Source organism: Desulfuribacillus alkaliarsenatis, from assembly GCF_001730225.1.
Taxonomy (GTDB): domain Bacteria; phylum Bacillota; class Bacilli; order Desulfuribacillales; family Desulfuribacillaceae; genus Desulfuribacillus; species Desulfuribacillus alkaliarsenatis.
This window is the reverse complement of record NZ_MIJE01000034.1, coordinates 79,851-97,864: the sequence shown is the minus strand read 5'-3', so window position 1 is coordinate 97,864 and position 18,014 is coordinate 79,851. Positions and strand designations below refer to the sequence as shown.

Sequence of the window (18,014 nt, the reverse complement as noted above, 5' to 3'; positions counted from 1 at the left end):
CACTAATAATTCCTCATCATGTTACAATCATATTTAAAATAGCAACATCATCCTGGAACTCTTTAGAACCCGCATAATTCTCTAGCTCTTCTATGATATTAGAAATCAACTTCTGCTTTTCATTCTCTGGTATATTGTTGATTATATCTATAAGCCTTTGTTCACCAAAATGATGCTCTAGGCTATTGTCTAATTGCTCTATAATCCCATCCGTATAAAATATTATTGCTTCTCCGTCTTGTAATGTAGTCTGCATTTCATCAAAGCCATCTTCAGTCTCTAGACCCATAATTAGTTTGCCAGGACAAGGAAGCTTGCGTGTTTCTCTGCCATAGACAATTGGAGCCTGAGCAAATCCCGCTGAGGAGTACGTTAATGTTTTCGTAGGCACATCATATACAGCCAAGTAAATCGTTATAAAAATTTCAATTGGAAATCCTTCCTTCTTAAAGGCTTTATCCAATATATCTAAACAATCCTTAGGACTGAAAGCCGCATCCTGCATAGTAACCTGTCTTGCATAGCTAGATATAACTTCCTTAATAAATACCGTTAGCATTGCTGCATCAAAATGATGGCCTGTTACATCAGCAATATATAAGCATATTTGGTTCGGGTTTAACTGAAATACATTATAGCAATCTCCTCCAATATACTCTGCAGGCTTATAATAAGCATCAAAAACAACCCCTTCAACCTCAGGAAATTTCTTAGGAAGAAGCGCACGTTGGATTCGTTCAGCTTTTTTAATACTATCTAGTAATTGATAATTTAATTTCTGAAGCTGGTCGAAATAGTTTTTCACATGAATAAGAGAACGTACCCTTGCCGTTAACTCTGCTGGGTCAACTGGCTTATTCAAGATATCGTCAGCACCAATATTGATACACTCTAGTTTTGATTCTTGGTCATTCAATGCTGTCACCATAACAATAGGTAGCATCTTTGTGTCTGGGTTTTGCTTTACCCGTCTACAGACCTCAAAACCATCAATCCCAGGCATAACAATATCAAGCAAGATTAAATCCGGCAGCTCTTGCTTAATAATATCTAATGCCTCTTGTCCATTTTCGGCATGGATAATATTACTATAACCAGCTTTCTGTAGATGACGTTCAAGTATTACTCGGTTTACGCGCTTATCATCCACAACAAGAATCCTTGCTTTTGCATCTCCCATCCAATTTCCTCCTCATATATCTCAAAAAGCTAAAATTGCAGGAACTTGCTCTGAAATTCTTCAGCAGTTATCGGCTTGCTAAATAAATATCCTTGCATCTCTAGACAACCCTTATCTCTGAGAAATTCTACTTGTTCTGGAGTTTCTACACCTTCAGCTACCATGTTTAATTTCAGTGTTTGACCAAGTACTAGTATCATCTCAACAATTGCAGCATCGTCTTGGTCTGTTGTAATATCTCGAACGAAGGAACGATCAATCTTCAATTCACTTATTGGCAAGCGTTTTAAATAGCTCAGGGATGAATAGCCTGTTCCAAAATCATCAATTGATACTTTAACCCCTTTTTCTTGTAGTGCATTAAGAGTTTTAACTGTATAGTTAACATCCTTCATCGCAACTGATTCCGTAATCTCAATTGTCAGGCAGTTAGGCTCGAGTCCTATTTCCGATAGTATTTCATAAACCCTATCAGAAACACCTAGTTGTCTAAATTGCAAGGCAGAAAAATTCACCGATAGCGACAATCTATGACCTGCATCATGCCATTCTTTCATTTGCATACAAGCTGTCCTTAGTACCCATTCTCCAATCGGTATAATTAGTTGATTTTCTTCTGCTATAGGGATGAACTCCATCGGTGGCACCATCCCTCTCTCTGGATGCTGCCACCGAATCAAAGCTTCTACGCCTGTAACTTTGTTCATACAGGACTGAAACTTCGGTTGATAATGTATAATAAGTTCGTTTTTATCTATTGCATGACGCAGTGCATTCTCTAATCCTATTCTTTCTAGCGCCTTTGTATTCATATCATGATTATAAAAACGATATGTATTTCTATGCTCTAACGCCGCTTGCTGCATCGCAGTCTCGGCATTTTTTAATAATGTTTGTACATCTTGACCATCATCAGGGTAAAGAGCTATTCCTATATCACTATCGATATAAACCTCTTGACGATTAATCGACCAAGGCTCGTTAATAGCTTCTATTACCTGTGCGGCTATCTTAGCTGCTTCTTCCTCGTGCTCAATGCGATTTAAAATAAAAGCAAAATCATCTCCACCCATTCTAGCTACAGTCACATCCTGCCCGACAGCTGTCTGTAGTCTTTGAGCGACTTCTCTAATAACCATATCACCAGCATCGTAGCCAAAAGCGTCATTAATTAAAGTGAATTTTTTTAGATTTAAATACAATACTGCAAGCTGTAACTGCTCGCTTGCTGCATAAAATATTGCAACTTCAAGGCGATCCTTGAATAATAATCGGTTAGGTAAATTAGTGAGTGAGTCATAATACACTTGACGTTGAACTTTTTCTTCTACAGAACGCAAATGAAGTAAGCGCTGGACACGATATCGAAGCTCTTCCCAGTTAATAGGCTTATTGATAAAGTCTGATGCTCCCGCCTGAAATGCAGCCTCTACAGACTTGCCATCATTAACACCTGTAAACATTAATATTGGTGTGCGATTGCCATCAGGTAGCCTTCTAATTTTTTCACACGCTGTAAGCCCATCCATCACCGGCATCACTATATCTAGCAAAATTAATTCTGGTGACTCTATCAGAAACGTATCGATAGCTTCCTGCCCATTCTCAGCCTCTAATACCCTATAACCGTCTTGTATTAAAACGTTTCGAATCAATATTCTCGTTGCCCGCCGATCATCTACTACCAAAATACAAGTTTTAGTCAAGATACTCACCACCTAACTGTATTATAACAAACAGTCATCTGTATTGATGTGACAGAAGTCATATTAATACTAATAATATCATAATTTATATAGGTTAGTATATTGATTCATTAACATTGCCACATTATTTATTTAGATTGATTTTATTTTTATATGTTTTTAGAATACAAAAAATGCTTGATAGACAAACACCAACCAAGCACTCTTTTTACTATTAATATTATATATGATTAGTCACTCATATATAATAACAGAAAAGCTTCATTTTATATTTAATATGCTAGACAGTCTTAATGCATTAAATAGATTTTGCACATGTGCGCTTCTAACGTTTTCTAAATGTATACTCCCATTTAAACGCTTTAGCTTCTTATGAAAGGCTATAATAACACCAATAGCTGAACAATCAATCATTTTTACATTTCGGAAATCAATAGTTATATCTTCATAACCTCTTTTAATACATCCTTCTAATTCACAGCGTAAACTTTTAACGGTTCTTAGCTCCATTCTTTCGTCGGCTATTAGCCGAATATTCTTGCTGTTGCCTTCTTTTGTATAAATCATAATAAGCATCTCCGTTCAGCAATACTACTAATTATATATAACGCGATGCCATTTACTTTATACTTTTTCGTTTGCAAAGTCTGTCGAAATTCGCGCCTTTTTTAGTTTCCATAGACAACGTGCCCATTTATAATTGTCCGTTCTACTTTACTGCGATAATCCAACGGATATCCGGACCATATTACTATATCTGCATCTTTACCTACCTCAATAGATCCGACTCTATCAGCTATCCCTAAGTGCTTTGCGGGGTAAATGGTGATTGCCTTTAATGCTTCCTCTTCAGTAATTCCTTCCTTTGCAGCCAGCGCCGCACATATTGGTATATATTGTACAGGTATTACTGGGTGGTCAGTTAATATAGAGACCTCAATACCTGCTTCCATAAGTATTTTAACAGTTTCAAAGCCTAAATCCTGCAATTCAATTTTTGAGCGGCTTGAAAGGGTTGGACCAACAGCTATATTTACCTGCTTCTGCTTTAAGAATTCAACAATCTTATGACCTTCCGTACAATGTTCAATTGTTATGTCCACATTAAACTCATCAGCTATACGAATTGCCGTTACGATATCATCCGCCCGATGGGCATGAGCACGTAAAGGTATTTCTTTCTTTAAAACTTTGACTAACACTTCCATACCCAAGTCTTTGTCTGGCATTTTCTCTGGGTCTTGTTTGCCTATCTGACATTTTTCTAAATACCCTTGAGCCTTAGTAAGCTCACGACGCAACACTGCAGCAGTACCCATTCTTGTAGATGGTAGCTGCTTGCGATCACCATAAATGCGCTTAGGATTTTCACCAAATGCGACCTTGATTCCAGCTACTGCTTTTAATACCATATCTTCAACAATCGTTCCAGCCGTCTTAATTACAATTGTCTCGCCACCAATTACATTTGCACTTCCAGGCATAGTATGAACTGTTGTTACGCCACCTTTACGAGCATCGACAAACGCTCGGTCAAATGGATTTATAGCGTCTAAAGCCCGTACATAAGGGGTTGATGGGTCTGTCATCTCGTTGGTATCATCACCTTCCCAGCCCATTCCTTCTTCACAAATTCCGATATGGCCATGTACTTCTATTAAACCTGGAGTAACTACTTTACCAGTAGCGTCAAATACTTCCACATCTGCTGACAATTCCAGCGCTCCCTTGGATATTTGCACTATTTTATCCCCGTCTATAAGTATTGTCCCTTGTTCTATTGTTTCATTGGCTACTGTAATAATTGTACCGTTGATAATTGCCTTCATTTTATTTGCCATAATTTTTCCTCCACTGTATTCCAAATAATTAGTTACCCTTTTATTTTGTCTTTTATTAATGCTTGCTGCTGTTGAGTTAATTGAAACAATTCCATGATATGCCTATCTATTTCTTCAAATATCTCAGTGACAACGGCTGCATTATCTATTTTATCCCGTTGTTTTTTCTCATTCTCAGCAAGTAGGTGGTTAACCAGCGAAACTATTGCTGTCTGTTTTCCATCGTTACATACAGGTATAGGCAAATCCTCAATGTATTTCCTCAATACCTTAACACTTGAAAAACTACATGTATAGTAAAATTGCGTGGCCCGGGCATTTAAAATCGCTAGCACATATTTCATATCATATCCAGGTAATTCTGGAATTACTATATTTGCACTATTAAGTGTAAGTCGCTGCCGATTGTCATAAGAGAAAATCAGCTTCTTGTTAATAAACCTATATATAAGCTTTTCAGGAGCACGGTAGATAGACTCTGGTGCAACCTGCTGGTATTTAGTAGGCGCATATTCTATAAACAGTTCTTCTTCGATAATTTGATATTTATTAATAGCTGTGCCATTTAAGATAACCTCTCCAAGTGGCGGACAGGTTTTATGTAAGTGCCGCTTATTATTGCCTGTCACAATCCCCAAGCCAAAACTAGCATTACCAGCTAAATATAAGTTGCCTGGCTTTTGTTTCATATGCTGGACTATTTCATTCTCCTGACAGCTAGTAGCTATATTTATAATGTAATGAGGGTTTTCCAAATAGCGCACTTGAGTTATATTGCTTATATTGTTTGTGTTTTTATTATTTGTGCTTCTTGTAGCTACCAGTGTAATTACTGAACTGTAGACATTGGAGAAGCGCTTGCTAGTCTGTTCAATATCATCAAGTCTAGTATTAGTTAGAAGTAGTTCTCTAATTTTCATATGACTTGTTACGTTTAGAATTGACTCAGGCAAAACAAAACCGAGCACACCATTTTGCCTTAGATTGGCTATTGCCCACTCAATAAACAAACAGCTCGACTCTACAGAGCCACTATAAGCCTGATACCTCTGTTTTAATTCAGTTAGCTCCCTCTTACTAAAATGATAACCCCAAGGTGGATTACCGATGATTAAATCATAGGATTTGTCGCTTGTGAAATCTAGTGTATCAATTGTTTCTATCATAAAATTAATCTTACCTGCTTCTAACATTAAACTTCTATTAACCTTTTCTGAAGCTGGAAATCCCATTATTAGGAACATATTGATAGTTGCTATAGCTGTGGCGATTGGGTCTATATCAAAGCCTGACAAACGCGCACTTATATTCTTTTTTTTCAATAATAAATAAAGGCGTATTAAGAAATTACCTGAACCACAGCACGGGTCTATAATTTCTATAGAGTCAGTAGCTTCCGCATTCTTAATAAATTGCTCCAGGGCGCGTTCTGCAAGGATGTCAGTAATATGTACTGGTGTATAATAGCTGCCTTTACGCTTGCGTTCCCCTAGCTGACTAAGAGCCATGTATAGTAGTCCAAGAAAATCCTCACCTTCTATATAAGGTATTTCTAGGTTTTTAACATTTTCTAAAAGCTGCTGTACTTCGGGCGATAGCTTCAAACTTGATAAATTCTCGCTAAGTGTCTGGATAGCATGCTTTAAGTTATTATTATTATGTGTTACCACTCTGTCACGAAGGAATTTAAATGCAACCTCTAATAGTACTAGTCTGATTAAATGAGTAGAGTCATAATTGCTACTAGTTAATCTTGGCTCACTATTTACCCAGCTTATAATTTGTTTCGCCAAGTCTATATAAGGTTTATAGGACACATACTCCGTTGCTACGAAATGTCCTTTAACTGCACCTTTGTTTCGACGACTTTGTAAGAGCTTTATACTGCCGTCATCTATTTGACTCTTAAGTCTTAGTATTTCATTTTTAGCGAATTGGAGATTACCTTCATCATTTTCAACTACTGAGATTTTACCAGTATGCATCCAGTTGCGTACAGTAGCCTTGGAAATAGATAGTATGTTACATACCTCATCAATGCTTATCGTCTCGATTGTCTTTTTCACCACTTCATCCCCAACTAATTCCTATTTCATGCTTAATCCTACCCGTTGACGCTTATGGTCAATGTCTATAACCTTCACTTTAACGATTTGACCAACCTGTACAACTTCAAGGGGGTGCTTAACATATTGCTGACTAATCTGCGATATATGGACTAAGCCATCATTTTTCAAACCTATATCGACGAAGGCTCCAAAATCTACAACATTGCGAATTGTCCCCTGCAGTTCAGTGCCAACCTCTAGGTCTTCTAGTGATGTTACGTCAGATTTCAGCATTGGCTTCTGCAGTTCATCACGCGGATCACGTCCTGGCTTTAATAGTGCCTCCACAATATCCTGCAATGTTGGCACTCCTACCTCGAGCATATTAGCGACCTCATTGATTTTCAACTCACGAAGATTTTGGTCAAACTCCTGCTTGTCCTGTTTATTACCATTAAGCACTTCTTTTTTATATCCGTAGTGCTGTAATAATTTCTTTGCCACGTCATATGATTCTGGATGGATTGGTGTATTATCTAATGGCTCTTCGCCATCACGAATGCGCAGAAAACCAACTGCCTGCTCATATGTTTTACCACCTAGCCTTGGCACTTTCTTGATTTGTTTGCGATTATTAAATTTACCAATTTCATCACGATAGGAAACAATATTACTAGCTACCGTCTCATTAATCCCTGATATGTATTTTAATAAAGACGGAGATGCACTGTTAATGTCTACGCCGACGTTATTAACCACCGTTTCAACGACAAATTGGAGGCTTTCTGTAAGCCGCTTCTGACTTACATCATGCTGATATTGTCCTATCCCAATAGACTTTGGATCAATTTTCACTAATTCCGCTAGCGGATCCTGCAGACGTCTAGCAATTGAGGCTGCGCTACGCTCCGATACATCTAGCTGCGGGAATTCCTTTTTGGCAATTGGCGAAGCAGAATAGACACTTGCACCTGCCTCATCAACGATAATATACATAATTTCTTTGTCGATTATTTGCTTCTCCTTGCCCTCACGAATTAAATCAGCAACGAATTGTTCCGTTTCCCTTGATGCCGTACCATTACCTACAGCGATGATATCGACATTGAATTCCTTGATATAGCTGTAAAATACTTCCTTAGCCCGTTGTATATTAACTTTGTCTTTGTCAGAGTTTTTACTAAGGGGTACTGGGTAGGTTACATCAATCTTTAGTAGCTTACCTGTTGGGTCTACGATAGCCAGCTTGCAGCCTGTCCGATATGCAGGGTCTACACCCATAACGACCTTATCCTTCACAGGAGCAATCAGTAGTAGACTCTTTAAATTAGCCTTAAATACTTCAATTGCCTTCTCCTCTGCTTGCTCTGTCTTCTCTTTGCGTACCTCACGTTCAATTGATGGCTCTAATAGGCGCTTATAGCTGTCCTGAATTGTCATTATTAATGCATCATAAACGACACTTCCATGCTTTAAATTCCAAGCCTTATGTATGCGCTCCAAAATCCGCTCTTGATCTACTTGCACGGTTACCTTTAAAGCCTTTTCCCGTTCGCCACGGTTCATAGCAAGGACACGATGGGGTGGCAGTCTTTTAATTCCCTCTTCAAAGTCAAAGTACATTTGGTATACATCACTAGCGTCATCAGCTGCTGCAACAGTTTTCATCGTAGCATGCTCTTGAAAATATTTGCGCACTAGCTGACGTATTTCTGCTGTTTCTGCAATTTGCTCAGCTACTATATCTAGGGCACCCTGGATAGCTTCTTCGATTGTTTCAACACCAAGCTCTGAATTGATGAATTTCTCTGCCTCAGCATTTAAATCACCTGTTGTAGGCTGATTATTAATCCATGCTGCCAATGGCTCCAAGCCTTTTTCCTTAGCAACACTCGCCCTAGTTTTACGTTTCGGACGATATGGCATATAGATATCTTCAACAACCTGTAGCTTCTCTGCTTTTTCAATTGCTAGCTTCAGCTCGTCCGTCAATTTGCCCTGCTCTTCAATAGAAGCAATAACTTCCTGCTTGCGTTTATCAAGGGATCTCAAATACTCTAAGCGTTCAGATAAATTCCTTAGCACTTCTTCATCCATTGAGCCTGTCAGCTCTTTACGGTAACGAGAAATGAAGGGAATTGTGTTTCCTTCATCAAGTAAGGCAATAGCCTTGTCTATGTACTCCTGTTTTAATCCCAGCTCTTTGGCTAGGATTTTATTGAAATCAGCCATTTTTTGGTTTCCTCCTGTTAACTCTAATCTGTTTTCTTATATTATCAGATTTTTTTAAGCATAGCATAATCACTAGCTAACGTCTATTAGAGCGAGAATTCGTTTCAATTATGCATAAAGTCAATAAATCGTGTATAATTAAAACCATGGAAACCTGTGAATGGAAGTGATAATAATGAATTATAGTCAGTTAGAAGCCTTTATCGATTTAGTAGAAACAAAAAGCTTTTCCCACACAGCCCAACGTCTATCAGTATCGCAGCCAGCGATTACTCAACGTATTAATGCTCTAGAAAAAAGCCTAGGATGTGCGCTTTTCAATCGTAAGGGCGACGATTTGATTGTAACTCAGGCAGGTTGCTATTTATACACACAGGGTAAAGCTATAATAGCTATGTGGAAAGCTACATACTTACGTATTCAAGATATAAAGAATTCTCCTTATGGAAGCTTACATATTGGTGCAAGTACCATTCCTTCACAGTTTTTTATATCACCAATTATTAAATCATTTCGTAACTCTTATCCACATATTAAGCTGCAGGTACAAGTAGCAGGTACTGAACAGGTTGTAGGCTGGCTGCAGGACAAAAAGGTAGATGTCGGAATAATTGGCTCTAGGCCAGATAAGCAGCAATGGTTAACATCATTTCCAGTAGCCAAAGATGAATTACAACTAATCGTTCCGATGTGTCATCAATGGGCCAGTAGACAAGCAATCACAATAGATGAACTCAAAGATTCAACTTTTATTGTGCGTGAAAAACATTCAGGGACTCGTAAAATTTTAGAAAAAGCCCTAGCTGAACATGAGCTTGAGCTTGAAACACTGCCTATACTAGGCGAATTTGGCAGTACTGATGCAGTCATCGCAGCCGTTGAAAGTGGTTTAGGTGTGTCTTTCGTATCAAAATTCGCCGCAGAGCGTTCAATATACTTACAAAAGGTGCGTTCGATTCCAGTTACCAACTTACACATCGAACGTGAACTATATTGTGTCACGAATACAAATAATATTACTCTATCAACTACTAAGTTTATAGACTTTATAAAGGAGCATACGCAAAATGCGCTCAGCGAGGTTAAAAGCTAAGAAAAAAACTAAAACAAACAATAACTTAACACTGCTTTTTCAAAAGTATCAGCTAAAAAACTCAAAAAAAATTGAAACTGAGATATTTAAACAGACATGTTATCTAGTTGAAATAATTGCAAGAAAATACGTTGACCGCGGGGTGCATATTGATGATTTACTACAAATCGGAAACCTTGGATTAGTAAAAGCTATCCGTAGGTATGACGCAGGTGTGGGCGTTCAATTCGCAACATACGCAACCCCTACCATTGAAGGCGAAATCAAACGATATTTCCGTGACCGTAGTTGGGACGTAAGTGTGCCACGTAGAATTACTGAGCTTCATCCAAAAATAGATTATGCCTATGAATCTCTAAGCCATCAATTACAGAGACATCCAACAAATGAAGAACTAGCCGACTATCTTGGTATATCATTGGATGAACTAATCGAAGCAAAGAGTGTGAAGTCGTTATACAATTCAATTTCCCTTGATACGACATACACAGACGATGATTACTCTGACTCTCTACATCATATGATTGGCAAAAACGATCCCGAGCTTGAAACCTTTATCGCGAGAAAAACCGTATTAAACGCACTAAATGAGTTAACAAGGCGTGAGCGTTTACTAATATATTATAGATACTATCAAGGACTATCCCAGCGAGCTTTAGCAGACCGTTTTAAAGTTTCGCAAATGCAGATATCGCGATTAGAGCGTAAAGCCCTTGGCAAATTGAAAAAGCATATTAATTAAGCTTCGTCTGCTTGCACGCTGCCACAAATGCTTCAAATAATGCAAACTGCTCTTTTTCTTTTTGCCACATACCTTCAGGATGCCATTGTACTCCTACTATAAACACTTTATCATCTGTGCTTTCAATCGCTTCAATAATACCGTCCTCAGATTTTGCCGATATTGTTAACCCTTCTGCCAACACATCAATCGCTTGGTGATGATAGCTATTTACTACAATGCTTGGCTGCTTACAAATTGCATGTAGCTTACTGTCTTTAACAATCTCGATAGCATGCGTGCCATACCAACGTGGAGCATTCTGACTATGCTTAAGTACATTAGGCACTTGACTAACAATATCCTGATAAAGCGTGCCGCCACAAACTACATTTAAGACCTGAACACCTCTACAAATTGCAAAAATTGGCATGTTTCTTTTAATTGCTAATGGAATTAGCGTACATTCTAACTCATCACGCTCTGGCGAAATCCGTCCTTGCTTTAGCTGTGGGCTCTGCTTATAACGCAGTGGGTTCACATCTTCACCACCACTTAGTAACAACCCATCATATTGCTCAATCCATTCCTCATCTATCACCTTAAGTTCCGTTAGCGGTAAAACTATCGGGATTCCACCTGCTTTAATAACACCGTCGATGTAGCCTTTATTGATATACGTACCTGACCCGTATTTAGTTTCCATAGAAGTTCCTGTCACTGCTATTCTCGGACGCACAAAAAAACCCCTCTCTTTCATATCCTACTACAGGTTATGTCAGAAACGGGTTTACAGTTACTGTATATGAATTGTATAAGTTACATGTATGTATTATATTCTATCGATGAATGTAACTAGCGTATACTAACAGGCTGTTTACAGTGCCAAAAAATTCGCTTCGTAAGCTCTTGCCTGTAATAGGTGTTCCATAGAATTGAACCCAGTCGCCAGTATTCAAATCCACTACCGCTGGATAATAGAGCAAGTAAACACCACCATCAGGCCCTACCACATTAACCTGCATTTCTTGTATACCTGTGGTCCCATCAACTGTTTTATCTAATACTACGCCTGTACCTTTGATAAAGCCTTGCCGATATCTATCAATACTTCTATATACTTGATCAAGGTTCCGCACTTCCTGAGCTTGATTCCTTACTTGAGCCTGGGTATCACTAGTACTGGCAGGAAAAAGCGTGCGATTCTGCATTAGCCAATCCCGCTGTTCTGCAGTAAGCCCTTCTAGCTCACCAGAGTAGCGTTTCGCAAACAAATCTAGCAGCATAATCCGTGCTACCCTTGAGTCAGATAGTTCGCCATTTCCATTTCTAGCACCATCGTTGCCATTAAACTGCCCTGAGTCTCCATTAGATTGTCCTGAATTTCCATTAGATTGTCCTGACTCTCCAGGGGGGTATACTCCCTCAGAATTGGCATTCACTGGAGTAGCAAATTTATTAACATCTCTAAGTTCAAGTAAATCGAAGGAGTCGACAATGAAAATAAACGTCGTAGTAAAAACTGACGCCGTTGCGATTAAAGCCCAAAATTTGGCCAGTGCCGTTTTGTTTAATGCGTTCCCTACGGTCATAATTATACTAATAAAGCTAACCAGCAGAGCAAGCAATAGCACAATTGTAAGCATGCTCATCGAATCCTTTCGAAGTCTATCTTTCCTGTACTTCTATTTACTTTACTTCCTCATTGTATCGTTTTCTGACCAATATAACAATCAATTACAAGTAAAAAAAGCCTCCTATAAAAACTTTATAGAAAACTTTTATTTAAAATTCTATTAATCCTAAACTAATACTTATCGCATCATCAACTTTAGACATTAAATCATCATTTAAGTGCGTTATCTTATCCGTCAACCTCTGCTTATCAATCGTACGAATTTGTTCAAGAAGAATTACTGAGTTTCGCTCTAATCCATATATTTCAGCGTTTACTTCAATGTGTGTAGGTATCTTTGCCTTTTGAATTTGAGCAGTGATTGCTGCTACGATTACTGTCGGGCTATACTTATTGCCAATATCATTCTGAATTATAAGAACAGGTCTCACACCGCCTTGTTCTGATCCAACGACTGGGGACAAATCGGCATAGAATACATCGCCTCTTTTTATGATCATTCAACATTTACACTCCACTTACTAATTTTTCTAAAGCTTCGTCAGCTTCTTCTTCGGCGTGCATTGCTTCCGATGCAATATTCAGGTTGATATCTGCCATTTCCATGTATCCCCGTTGCATTGATTCTCGAATTTGGCGTTTCTTCCGTTCACTTAAGTACATCTTCATAGCATTACGGATAATTTCACTGCGATTTGTATTCTCAGTTTGGACGACACCATCTACCTCTTGTAGTAAATTTGCTGGAATGCTAATCATAATTCTCTTAGTATTTACCACAGAAACACCTCCACCATAAACTCCAGTTTCTATACTTTGTATTATATCAACAGTATGCGGTAAATTATTGAAAAATATACAATAATCCTAGAAACAATTAATTCACCACTTTAACTAGCTATAGTCTATAGCTAGTTCACTTACATATTATTTCTATAATTAATCCTTGATTCCTGCAAGGCTTATACTTTTAATTAATACCATTTTTCACACACTGGTGCATTTATTAAATATTCGAACTCTACCACACTGTTTTAGACTCCAAAAAGTTTTAAAAGTTTCTAGGTAAAAGTTTCAAAAAACTCTGTGAAAAATCCATTTGAAAAAGTATCACTTTACTTTGATTGAATTTAAATATAAATCCTTGGTACTCTACTACTTATGGCACATACTACCTCATAGTTTATTGTATTAAGCTGTTTCGCTATGTCATCGACAGTAACCTGTTGATTACTCTGCTTACCAAATAATACAACCTCGTCACCCCTCTGTATATTAGGAACACCAGTAACATCTATCATGATTTGGTCCATACAGACACGACCAACTACAGGCACCTTCATGCCTCGGACAATCACCTTTCCTGAATTGGATAGCAAGCGGTTATATCCATCTGCATATCCTACTGGCAAGGTGGCTATCAGGGACTGTTTATCAGTCTTATACGTTGCACCATAGCCAATGCAGGTGTTTGCTGCAACTTCCTTTAAGTATACAACTTTTGTCTTAAATTCCATGGCGGGTAGTAATTTAACTCGCTCTTTGTTAACTTCAGCAGACGGATAGTAACCATATAAGCTTATGCCAGCACGCACATAATCATGTGCATACTTAGGCAAATCAATTATTGCGCCACTATTAGCCAGGTGCACGCTCGGTTTATTAGTCCGCTTACCGACATAATCAATATAAGCTTTAAATCTCTCATACTGCGCTATCGAATATGCTTTATCTACTTCATCAGAACATGCAAGATGTGAGTAGATAGCTTCTAGTACTACCCCTTGATAGCTGTCAAGCAATTCTATAACTTCCTTGAATTCTGTAAAATCTAATAGTCCTAATCTTCCCATCCCTGTATCTATTTTTAAATGCACCTTAGCCTGACTATTATTTTTCAGGGCAGCTGTATGCAGTTCTTTAATCATTGCTTGCTCTATTACTGTTATTGTGAAATTATGCTTTACAATCAACTCAGCAGCACTAGTTGGCACATAACCAAATATCAAAACAGGAGCGGTAATTCCAGCTTCTCTAAGCTCTAAGGCTTCTTCCAAGCTAGCTACAGCCAAATATTTTGCGCCGATTTCCTCCAATGTCTTAGCAATTTGTATAGAACCGTGTCCATAGGCATTAGCTTTAACTATAGGCATGACTGCTGTGCTACTTCCTACCTGCCTTTGCAATTCAAAAAAATTACTTTTAATTGCACCAAGATTCACTTCAGCCCACGTAGGTCGATATAATCCAATACTCATTGTGTCACCTCAAACCCTATTTGTATCTATAATAATATCATATCAATAACAAAAGAGAAAAGGGCACTAACTTGAGTGCCCAGCATCTATAATAACATTATTTTCTTATCAATACTTTTATACATAGTTTTTTATACTTAATATTATTTCCTTAGATTTTATGCTTAGATTTTATGCTTAGTTACTTCATAGCAGGGCGATATACTGTTGCTGCAACTTTCTGCATTTCAGCCATCGATAAGTTTCCAGATAACGTGAATTCAATACCGTTATCATGCCACTGCAGTGTCGGCGTTGCTCCGCCTGACAGAATCGCTACAGTCCCATATATCTCCACTAGCTCTCCATCTGCTCTAGCAATCGTGTCGAAGGTTATATCCGGCTTTTGAATTATTGTGAAATTGCTATCTGCTCCAGCATATTGAAGTACAGCATATTCCATATCACCTTCCTTCAATACACTTAACGAAGTCATCGTCATTCCCGCAGGTACATATTCTGGTTGCATCGGAGTCCAATTTTCTTGTAATTGTGCCATTGCTGCCGTTGCATCCATACCTTCTGTTACGCTGCTCTTTAATTGTTCATCTACATCAAACTCTAACTCGGATATAGCAATATTAGCTTCGAAATTTTCGAAATTCACAGTAATCTTAACCGTTTCTGCTTCATCAGTCATCATAGCTGTTTTCGGATAAAATCCTTCCTCAAGTACAACTTCTTGCTTAGCAATATACTGCCCATTTTCTACCTCATACGTGAAGTAATAAGCTTCGTCCTTATATTCATAATCTAAGCTGTCTGCTTTAGTAATGTTATTTAATAAGGTCTGATATAGATAAAGCTGCCCTTGTGCATGCGGCCAATCCTTGCTGAACTTAAATACTTTATTCATGTACGGGTTAACTACATGTACGCCTTCATTGTTTTTAATAATAATCTGCGAAACTTCTCTACTATCATTTTTCAGTGCTACTTTATATAGCTCCGGCTGTTGATACCATACTTCTACATAATAAGTCTGGGCCAATCCATCGTGATCGACTACCATTTCAGCCTCTAAATGGTAGTTTTCAATCTCTTCTAAGATTTTTCCTAACTCTTTCATGACATCCTCTTGCTTTGTAATCGTACCACCGCAAGCTGCTAATACCAAAGTTATTATGGTAGCTAATATTAGCCCTAGTTTGCGTTTACCCTTTAGCACAACACCATCTCCTCACTTATTCGACAATCTTTATGAATTAATTGTCTATTTCCCGGGAAATATGTCATAGGTTATGCACGATTCGCTATAGTTTGCAATATGGCTCCTACGTTGCGGGAAACATCGGATGCCATTGTTGATACATAATTAGTCTCAGCTAGCTGTTTTGCCACTCGACCATGACAGTAAACAGCCACGCAGGTAGCTTGTTCTGTGGAAATTCCCTGGGCAAGTAACCCTCCAATAAAGCCTGCTAAAACATCACCACTTCCACCCTTTGCCAATACATGGCTCGCTGTAGTATTGAAGTACAGCCTACCATCTGGTGTCGCAATTGTAGTGTGACAACCTTTAAGCACGAGCGTTACTTGGTGCTCCTTTGCAAAATCCAGACAGATATCAGCACGATTTTTCTCTACTTCTTCTACTGATATTCCGAGAACCTTTGCGAACTCACCAGGATGAGGGGTCACAATTATGTTCCTTTTACTTTTCAGGTTCGAAAACCGATTCCTAAGCAAAATAATCGCATCCGCATCAATCACCATTGGGCACTCTATTTCGTTCACCAGCTGTTCAACCCACTCTTCTCCCCAAGGAAATTGATCAATACCACATCCAACTACGATAGCATCTGCCGTTTTCGAGACCTCGATTAACGACTGTAAGCTCTCGCTAGCAAAACATCCTTGCTGGGATGGATGACTTGTAAAAATCAATTCAGGAGTTTGGCCTTGCCACATTGGTGCAATTTGTTCAGGAGCATCCCAGAACACCAGCCCAGCACCTATATGCAAACTTGCCGTAGCTGACAACAGTCCAGCTCCGAAATATTTACTTGAGCCGGCAATGCAGCGAACTTTCCCATATGTGCCTTTGTGACTATTGGATACTCTTTTAGGAATCCAAGGGTAAATGAGTTTTTCTGTTAGCACCTGCTTATTAAATGCATATTGTTGTTCGATCATTTTAGGAATACCAATGTCTAGTACGATAACTTTTCCTGCATAGTCTGCCGCTGGATAGGTAATTAGGGATTGTTTTATATAACCTAAAGTCAAAGTAACATTTGCATTAATGGTTTCACTAGCTACCTCTCCGTTATTACCGAAAACACCAGTCGGATTATCAATACTTATAACTTCAACCTCTTCATCGAGCATTTTGCGAGCATTTATCATCTGTACGACTTGCCCATAAAGTGTTCCTAAACTTCCTCGACTGCCCGTTCCTAGCAACGCATCGACAATAATCTCACATTCATCAAGTCGAATGCTTTCGTATGGGTCACCTGTAGAACTAATGCATTCAACAGCTAAACCTATCTTGTTAGCAACGTAATATTGTGTTTTCGCATCTGGAGAAAGTTCGTCAGCTTCCCCTAGCACATATACCTTAACAGTAAACCCATGGTTTATAAGATGTCTTGCTATAACAAGCCCATCTCCACCATTGTTCCCTTTTCCACAAACCACCCCCACTTGCCTCTTGTTACTATACTGCGCCTGAATCCAATCAGCCGCAGCTTTTCCCGCATTTTCCATCAACACCAATGACGGAATTCCAACTTCTTCAATCGTATAGCGATCGATTTCACGCATCTCCCTATTTGTAACCACAAACACAATATTCCCTCCTGCGTGTACTAAAGTGTATGACAAGTTTCGCTCAATCATTACACTATGTCCGTATTTTTTCGAGAATTACTTGCGCTATTGCATAGGTGCTGCTATGGGTGATACTAACCCAGGTTTGTTCTACAGCCATTTCTGCCGCCATTTTTTTTGCATTCCCAGTAAGATGTATCCCTGGTTTGCCCTTAGCGTCTTTAAATACACAAACATCCTGAAACGACACCTCTCCAATTCCAGTACCAAAGGCCTTTGCTGCCGCTTCTTTAACAGCAAACCTTCCAGCTAGAAATTCTACTTTGCGGCCTTCGTTGGATATCTCTTGCCATTCCACTAACTCAGATGTAGTTAAAATCCGCTTACTGAATGCATCATGATTTTTATCTAGTGCTTTTTTTATCCGCTCTAATTCTACAATGTCTAATCCAATTCCAAGTATCAAACCCACACACCCTTTCACT

General features: G+C 38.6%; 16 protein-coding genes. 2 read left to right on the top strand and 14 right to left on the bottom strand.

What is annotated here, in order from left to right:
• Positions 1-16: 16 nt before the first annotated feature.
• From BHF68_RS13300 to BHF68_RS13275, 6 genes are all read right to left on the bottom strand, one after another.
• Entirely contained in the window at positions 17-1,180 is a 1,164-nt protein-coding gene (locus BHF68_RS13300) for a PP2C family protein-serine/threonine phosphatase (RefSeq protein WP_069644159.1), read from the bottom strand.
• Positions 1,181-1,209: 29 nt separating this feature from the next.
• On the bottom strand, positions 1,210-2,886 hold the full coding sequence (locus BHF68_RS13295; protein ID WP_176719947.1) for a putative bifunctional diguanylate cyclase/phosphodiesterase: 1,677 nt from the start codon (positions 2,884-2,886) through the stop codon (positions 1,210-1,212).
• 261 nt (positions 2,887-3,147) lie between these two features.
• On the bottom strand, positions 3,148-3,453 hold the full coding sequence (locus BHF68_RS13290) for an STAS domain-containing protein (RefSeq protein ID WP_069644157.1): 306 nt from the start codon (positions 3,451-3,453) through the stop codon (positions 3,148-3,150).
• Between the two features lie 101 nt (positions 3,454-3,554).
• Positions 3,555-4,715, bottom strand: coding sequence for an amidohydrolase (locus tag BHF68_RS13285; protein ID WP_069644234.1), 1,161 nt, complete (start codon positions 4,713-4,715; stop codon positions 3,555-3,557).
• Between the two features lie 44 nt (positions 4,716-4,759).
• The gene (locus BHF68_RS13280; protein ID WP_069644156.1) at positions 4,760-6,793 is read right to left on the bottom strand and encodes a TaqI-like C-terminal specificity domain-containing protein; all 2,034 of its coding nucleotides are present in this window, start codon (positions 6,791-6,793) and stop codon (positions 4,760-4,762) included.
• Between the two features lie 21 nt (positions 6,794-6,814).
• Positions 6,815-9,007 carry a Tex family protein gene (locus BHF68_RS13275; RefSeq protein WP_069644155.1) on the bottom strand — a complete coding sequence of 731 codons (2,193 nt, stop codon included), beginning with the start codon at positions 9,005-9,007 and terminating at the stop codon, positions 6,815-6,817.
• Between the two features lie 175 nt (positions 9,008-9,182).
• On the opposite strand from BHF68_RS13275, the gene BHF68_RS13270 reads away from it, so the two are divergent.
• Positions 9,183-10,100, top strand: coding sequence for a selenium metabolism-associated LysR family transcriptional regulator (locus BHF68_RS13270; RefSeq protein WP_069644154.1), 918 nt, complete (start codon positions 9,183-9,185; stop codon positions 10,098-10,100).
• On the top strand, positions 10,075-10,842 hold the full coding sequence (locus BHF68_RS13265) for a sigma-70 family RNA polymerase sigma factor (protein WP_069644153.1): 768 nt from the start codon (positions 10,075-10,077) through the stop codon (positions 10,840-10,842). Before BHF68_RS13270 ends, BHF68_RS13265 begins: the two co-directional genes overlap by 26 nt.
• Here the strand turns inward: BHF68_RS13265 and BHF68_RS13260 are convergent.
• The 8 genes from BHF68_RS13260 to acpS all read right to left on the bottom strand — a co-directional run bounded on the left by BHF68_RS13260 (position 10,835) and on the right by acpS (position 18,001).
• Complete coding sequence (locus tag BHF68_RS13260; protein ID WP_069644152.1) at positions 10,835-11,560, bottom strand: gamma-glutamyl-gamma-aminobutyrate hydrolase family protein; 726 nt, start codon at positions 11,558-11,560, stop codon at positions 10,835-10,837. The genes BHF68_RS13265 and BHF68_RS13260 overlap by 8 nt on opposite strands.
• Before the next feature lie 100 nt (positions 11,561-11,660).
• On the bottom strand, positions 11,661-12,467 hold the full coding sequence (locus BHF68_RS13255; RefSeq protein WP_069644151.1) for a hypothetical protein: 807 nt from the start codon (positions 12,465-12,467) through the stop codon (positions 11,661-11,663).
• 139 nt (positions 12,468-12,606) lie between these two features.
• Positions 12,607-12,957 (bottom strand): type II toxin-antitoxin system PemK/MazF family toxin, encoded by a 351-nt coding sequence (locus BHF68_RS13250; RefSeq protein ID WP_069644150.1) that lies wholly within the window; start codon positions 12,955-12,957, stop codon positions 12,607-12,609.
• Positions 12,958-12,964: 7 nt separating this feature from the next.
• The gene (locus BHF68_RS13245) at positions 12,965-13,216 is read right to left on the bottom strand and encodes a CopG family ribbon-helix-helix protein (protein ID WP_069644233.1); all 252 of its coding nucleotides are present in this window, start codon (positions 13,214-13,216) and stop codon (positions 12,965-12,967) included.
• A 371-nt stretch (positions 13,217-13,587) separates the two neighbouring features.
• Positions 13,588-14,715, bottom strand: a complete 1,128-nt coding sequence (gene alr / locus BHF68_RS13240) for an alanine racemase (RefSeq protein WP_069644149.1) — start codon at positions 14,713-14,715, stop codon at positions 13,588-13,590.
• A 181-nt stretch (positions 14,716-14,896) separates the two neighbouring features.
• Positions 14,897-15,922, bottom strand: a complete 1,026-nt coding sequence (locus BHF68_RS13235) for an outer membrane lipoprotein-sorting protein (RefSeq protein WP_069644148.1) — start codon at positions 15,920-15,922, stop codon at positions 14,897-14,899.
• Between the two features lie 71 nt (positions 15,923-15,993).
• On the bottom strand, positions 15,994-17,547 hold the full coding sequence (locus BHF68_RS13230) for a bifunctional ADP-dependent NAD(P)H-hydrate dehydratase/NAD(P)H-hydrate epimerase (protein ID WP_069644147.1): 1,554 nt from the start codon (positions 17,545-17,547) through the stop codon (positions 15,994-15,996).
• Positions 17,548-17,602: 55 nt separating this feature from the next.
• A complete protein-coding gene (acpS, locus tag BHF68_RS13225) occupies positions 17,603-18,001 on the bottom strand; it encodes a holo-ACP synthase (protein ID WP_436796443.1) in 399 nt (132 codons plus the stop codon).
• Positions 18,002-18,014: the final 13 nt, after the last annotated feature.

Coding starts and splice junctions, on each gene's coding strand:
- BHF68_RS13300 (WP_069644159.1), bottom strand. CDS start 1,180: ATGGGAGATGCAAAAGCAAGGATTCTTGTTGTGGATGATAAGCGCGTA.
- BHF68_RS13255 (WP_069644151.1), bottom strand. CDS start 12,467: ATGCTTACAATTGTGCTATTGCTTGCTCTGCTGGTTAGCTTTATTAGT.
- BHF68_RS13270 (WP_069644154.1), top strand. CDS start 9,183: ATGAATTATAGTCAGTTAGAAGCCTTTATCGATTTAGTAGAAACAAAA.
- BHF68_RS13290 (WP_069644157.1), bottom strand. CDS start 3,453: ATGATTTATACAAAAGAAGGCAACAGCAAGAATATTCGGCTAATAGCC.
- BHF68_RS13275 (WP_069644155.1), bottom strand. CDS start 9,007: ATGGCTGATTTCAATAAAATCCTAGCCAAAGAGCTGGGATTAAAACAG.
- BHF68_RS13265 (WP_069644153.1), top strand. CDS start 10,075: ATGCGCTCAGCGAGGTTAAAAGCTAAGAAAAAAACTAAAACAAACAAT.
- BHF68_RS13245 (WP_069644233.1), bottom strand. CDS start 13,216: ATGATTAGCATTCCAGCAAATTTACTACAAGAGGTAGATGGTGTCGTC.
- BHF68_RS13285 (WP_069644234.1), bottom strand. CDS start 4,715: ATGAAGGCAATTATCAACGGTACAATTATTACAGTAGCCAATGAAACA.
- BHF68_RS13250 (WP_069644150.1), bottom strand. CDS start 12,957: ATGATCATAAAAAGAGGCGATGTATTCTATGCCGATTTGTCCCCAGTC.
- alr (WP_069644149.1), bottom strand. CDS start 14,715: ATGAGTATTGGATTATATCGACCTACGTGGGCTGAAGTGAATCTTGGT.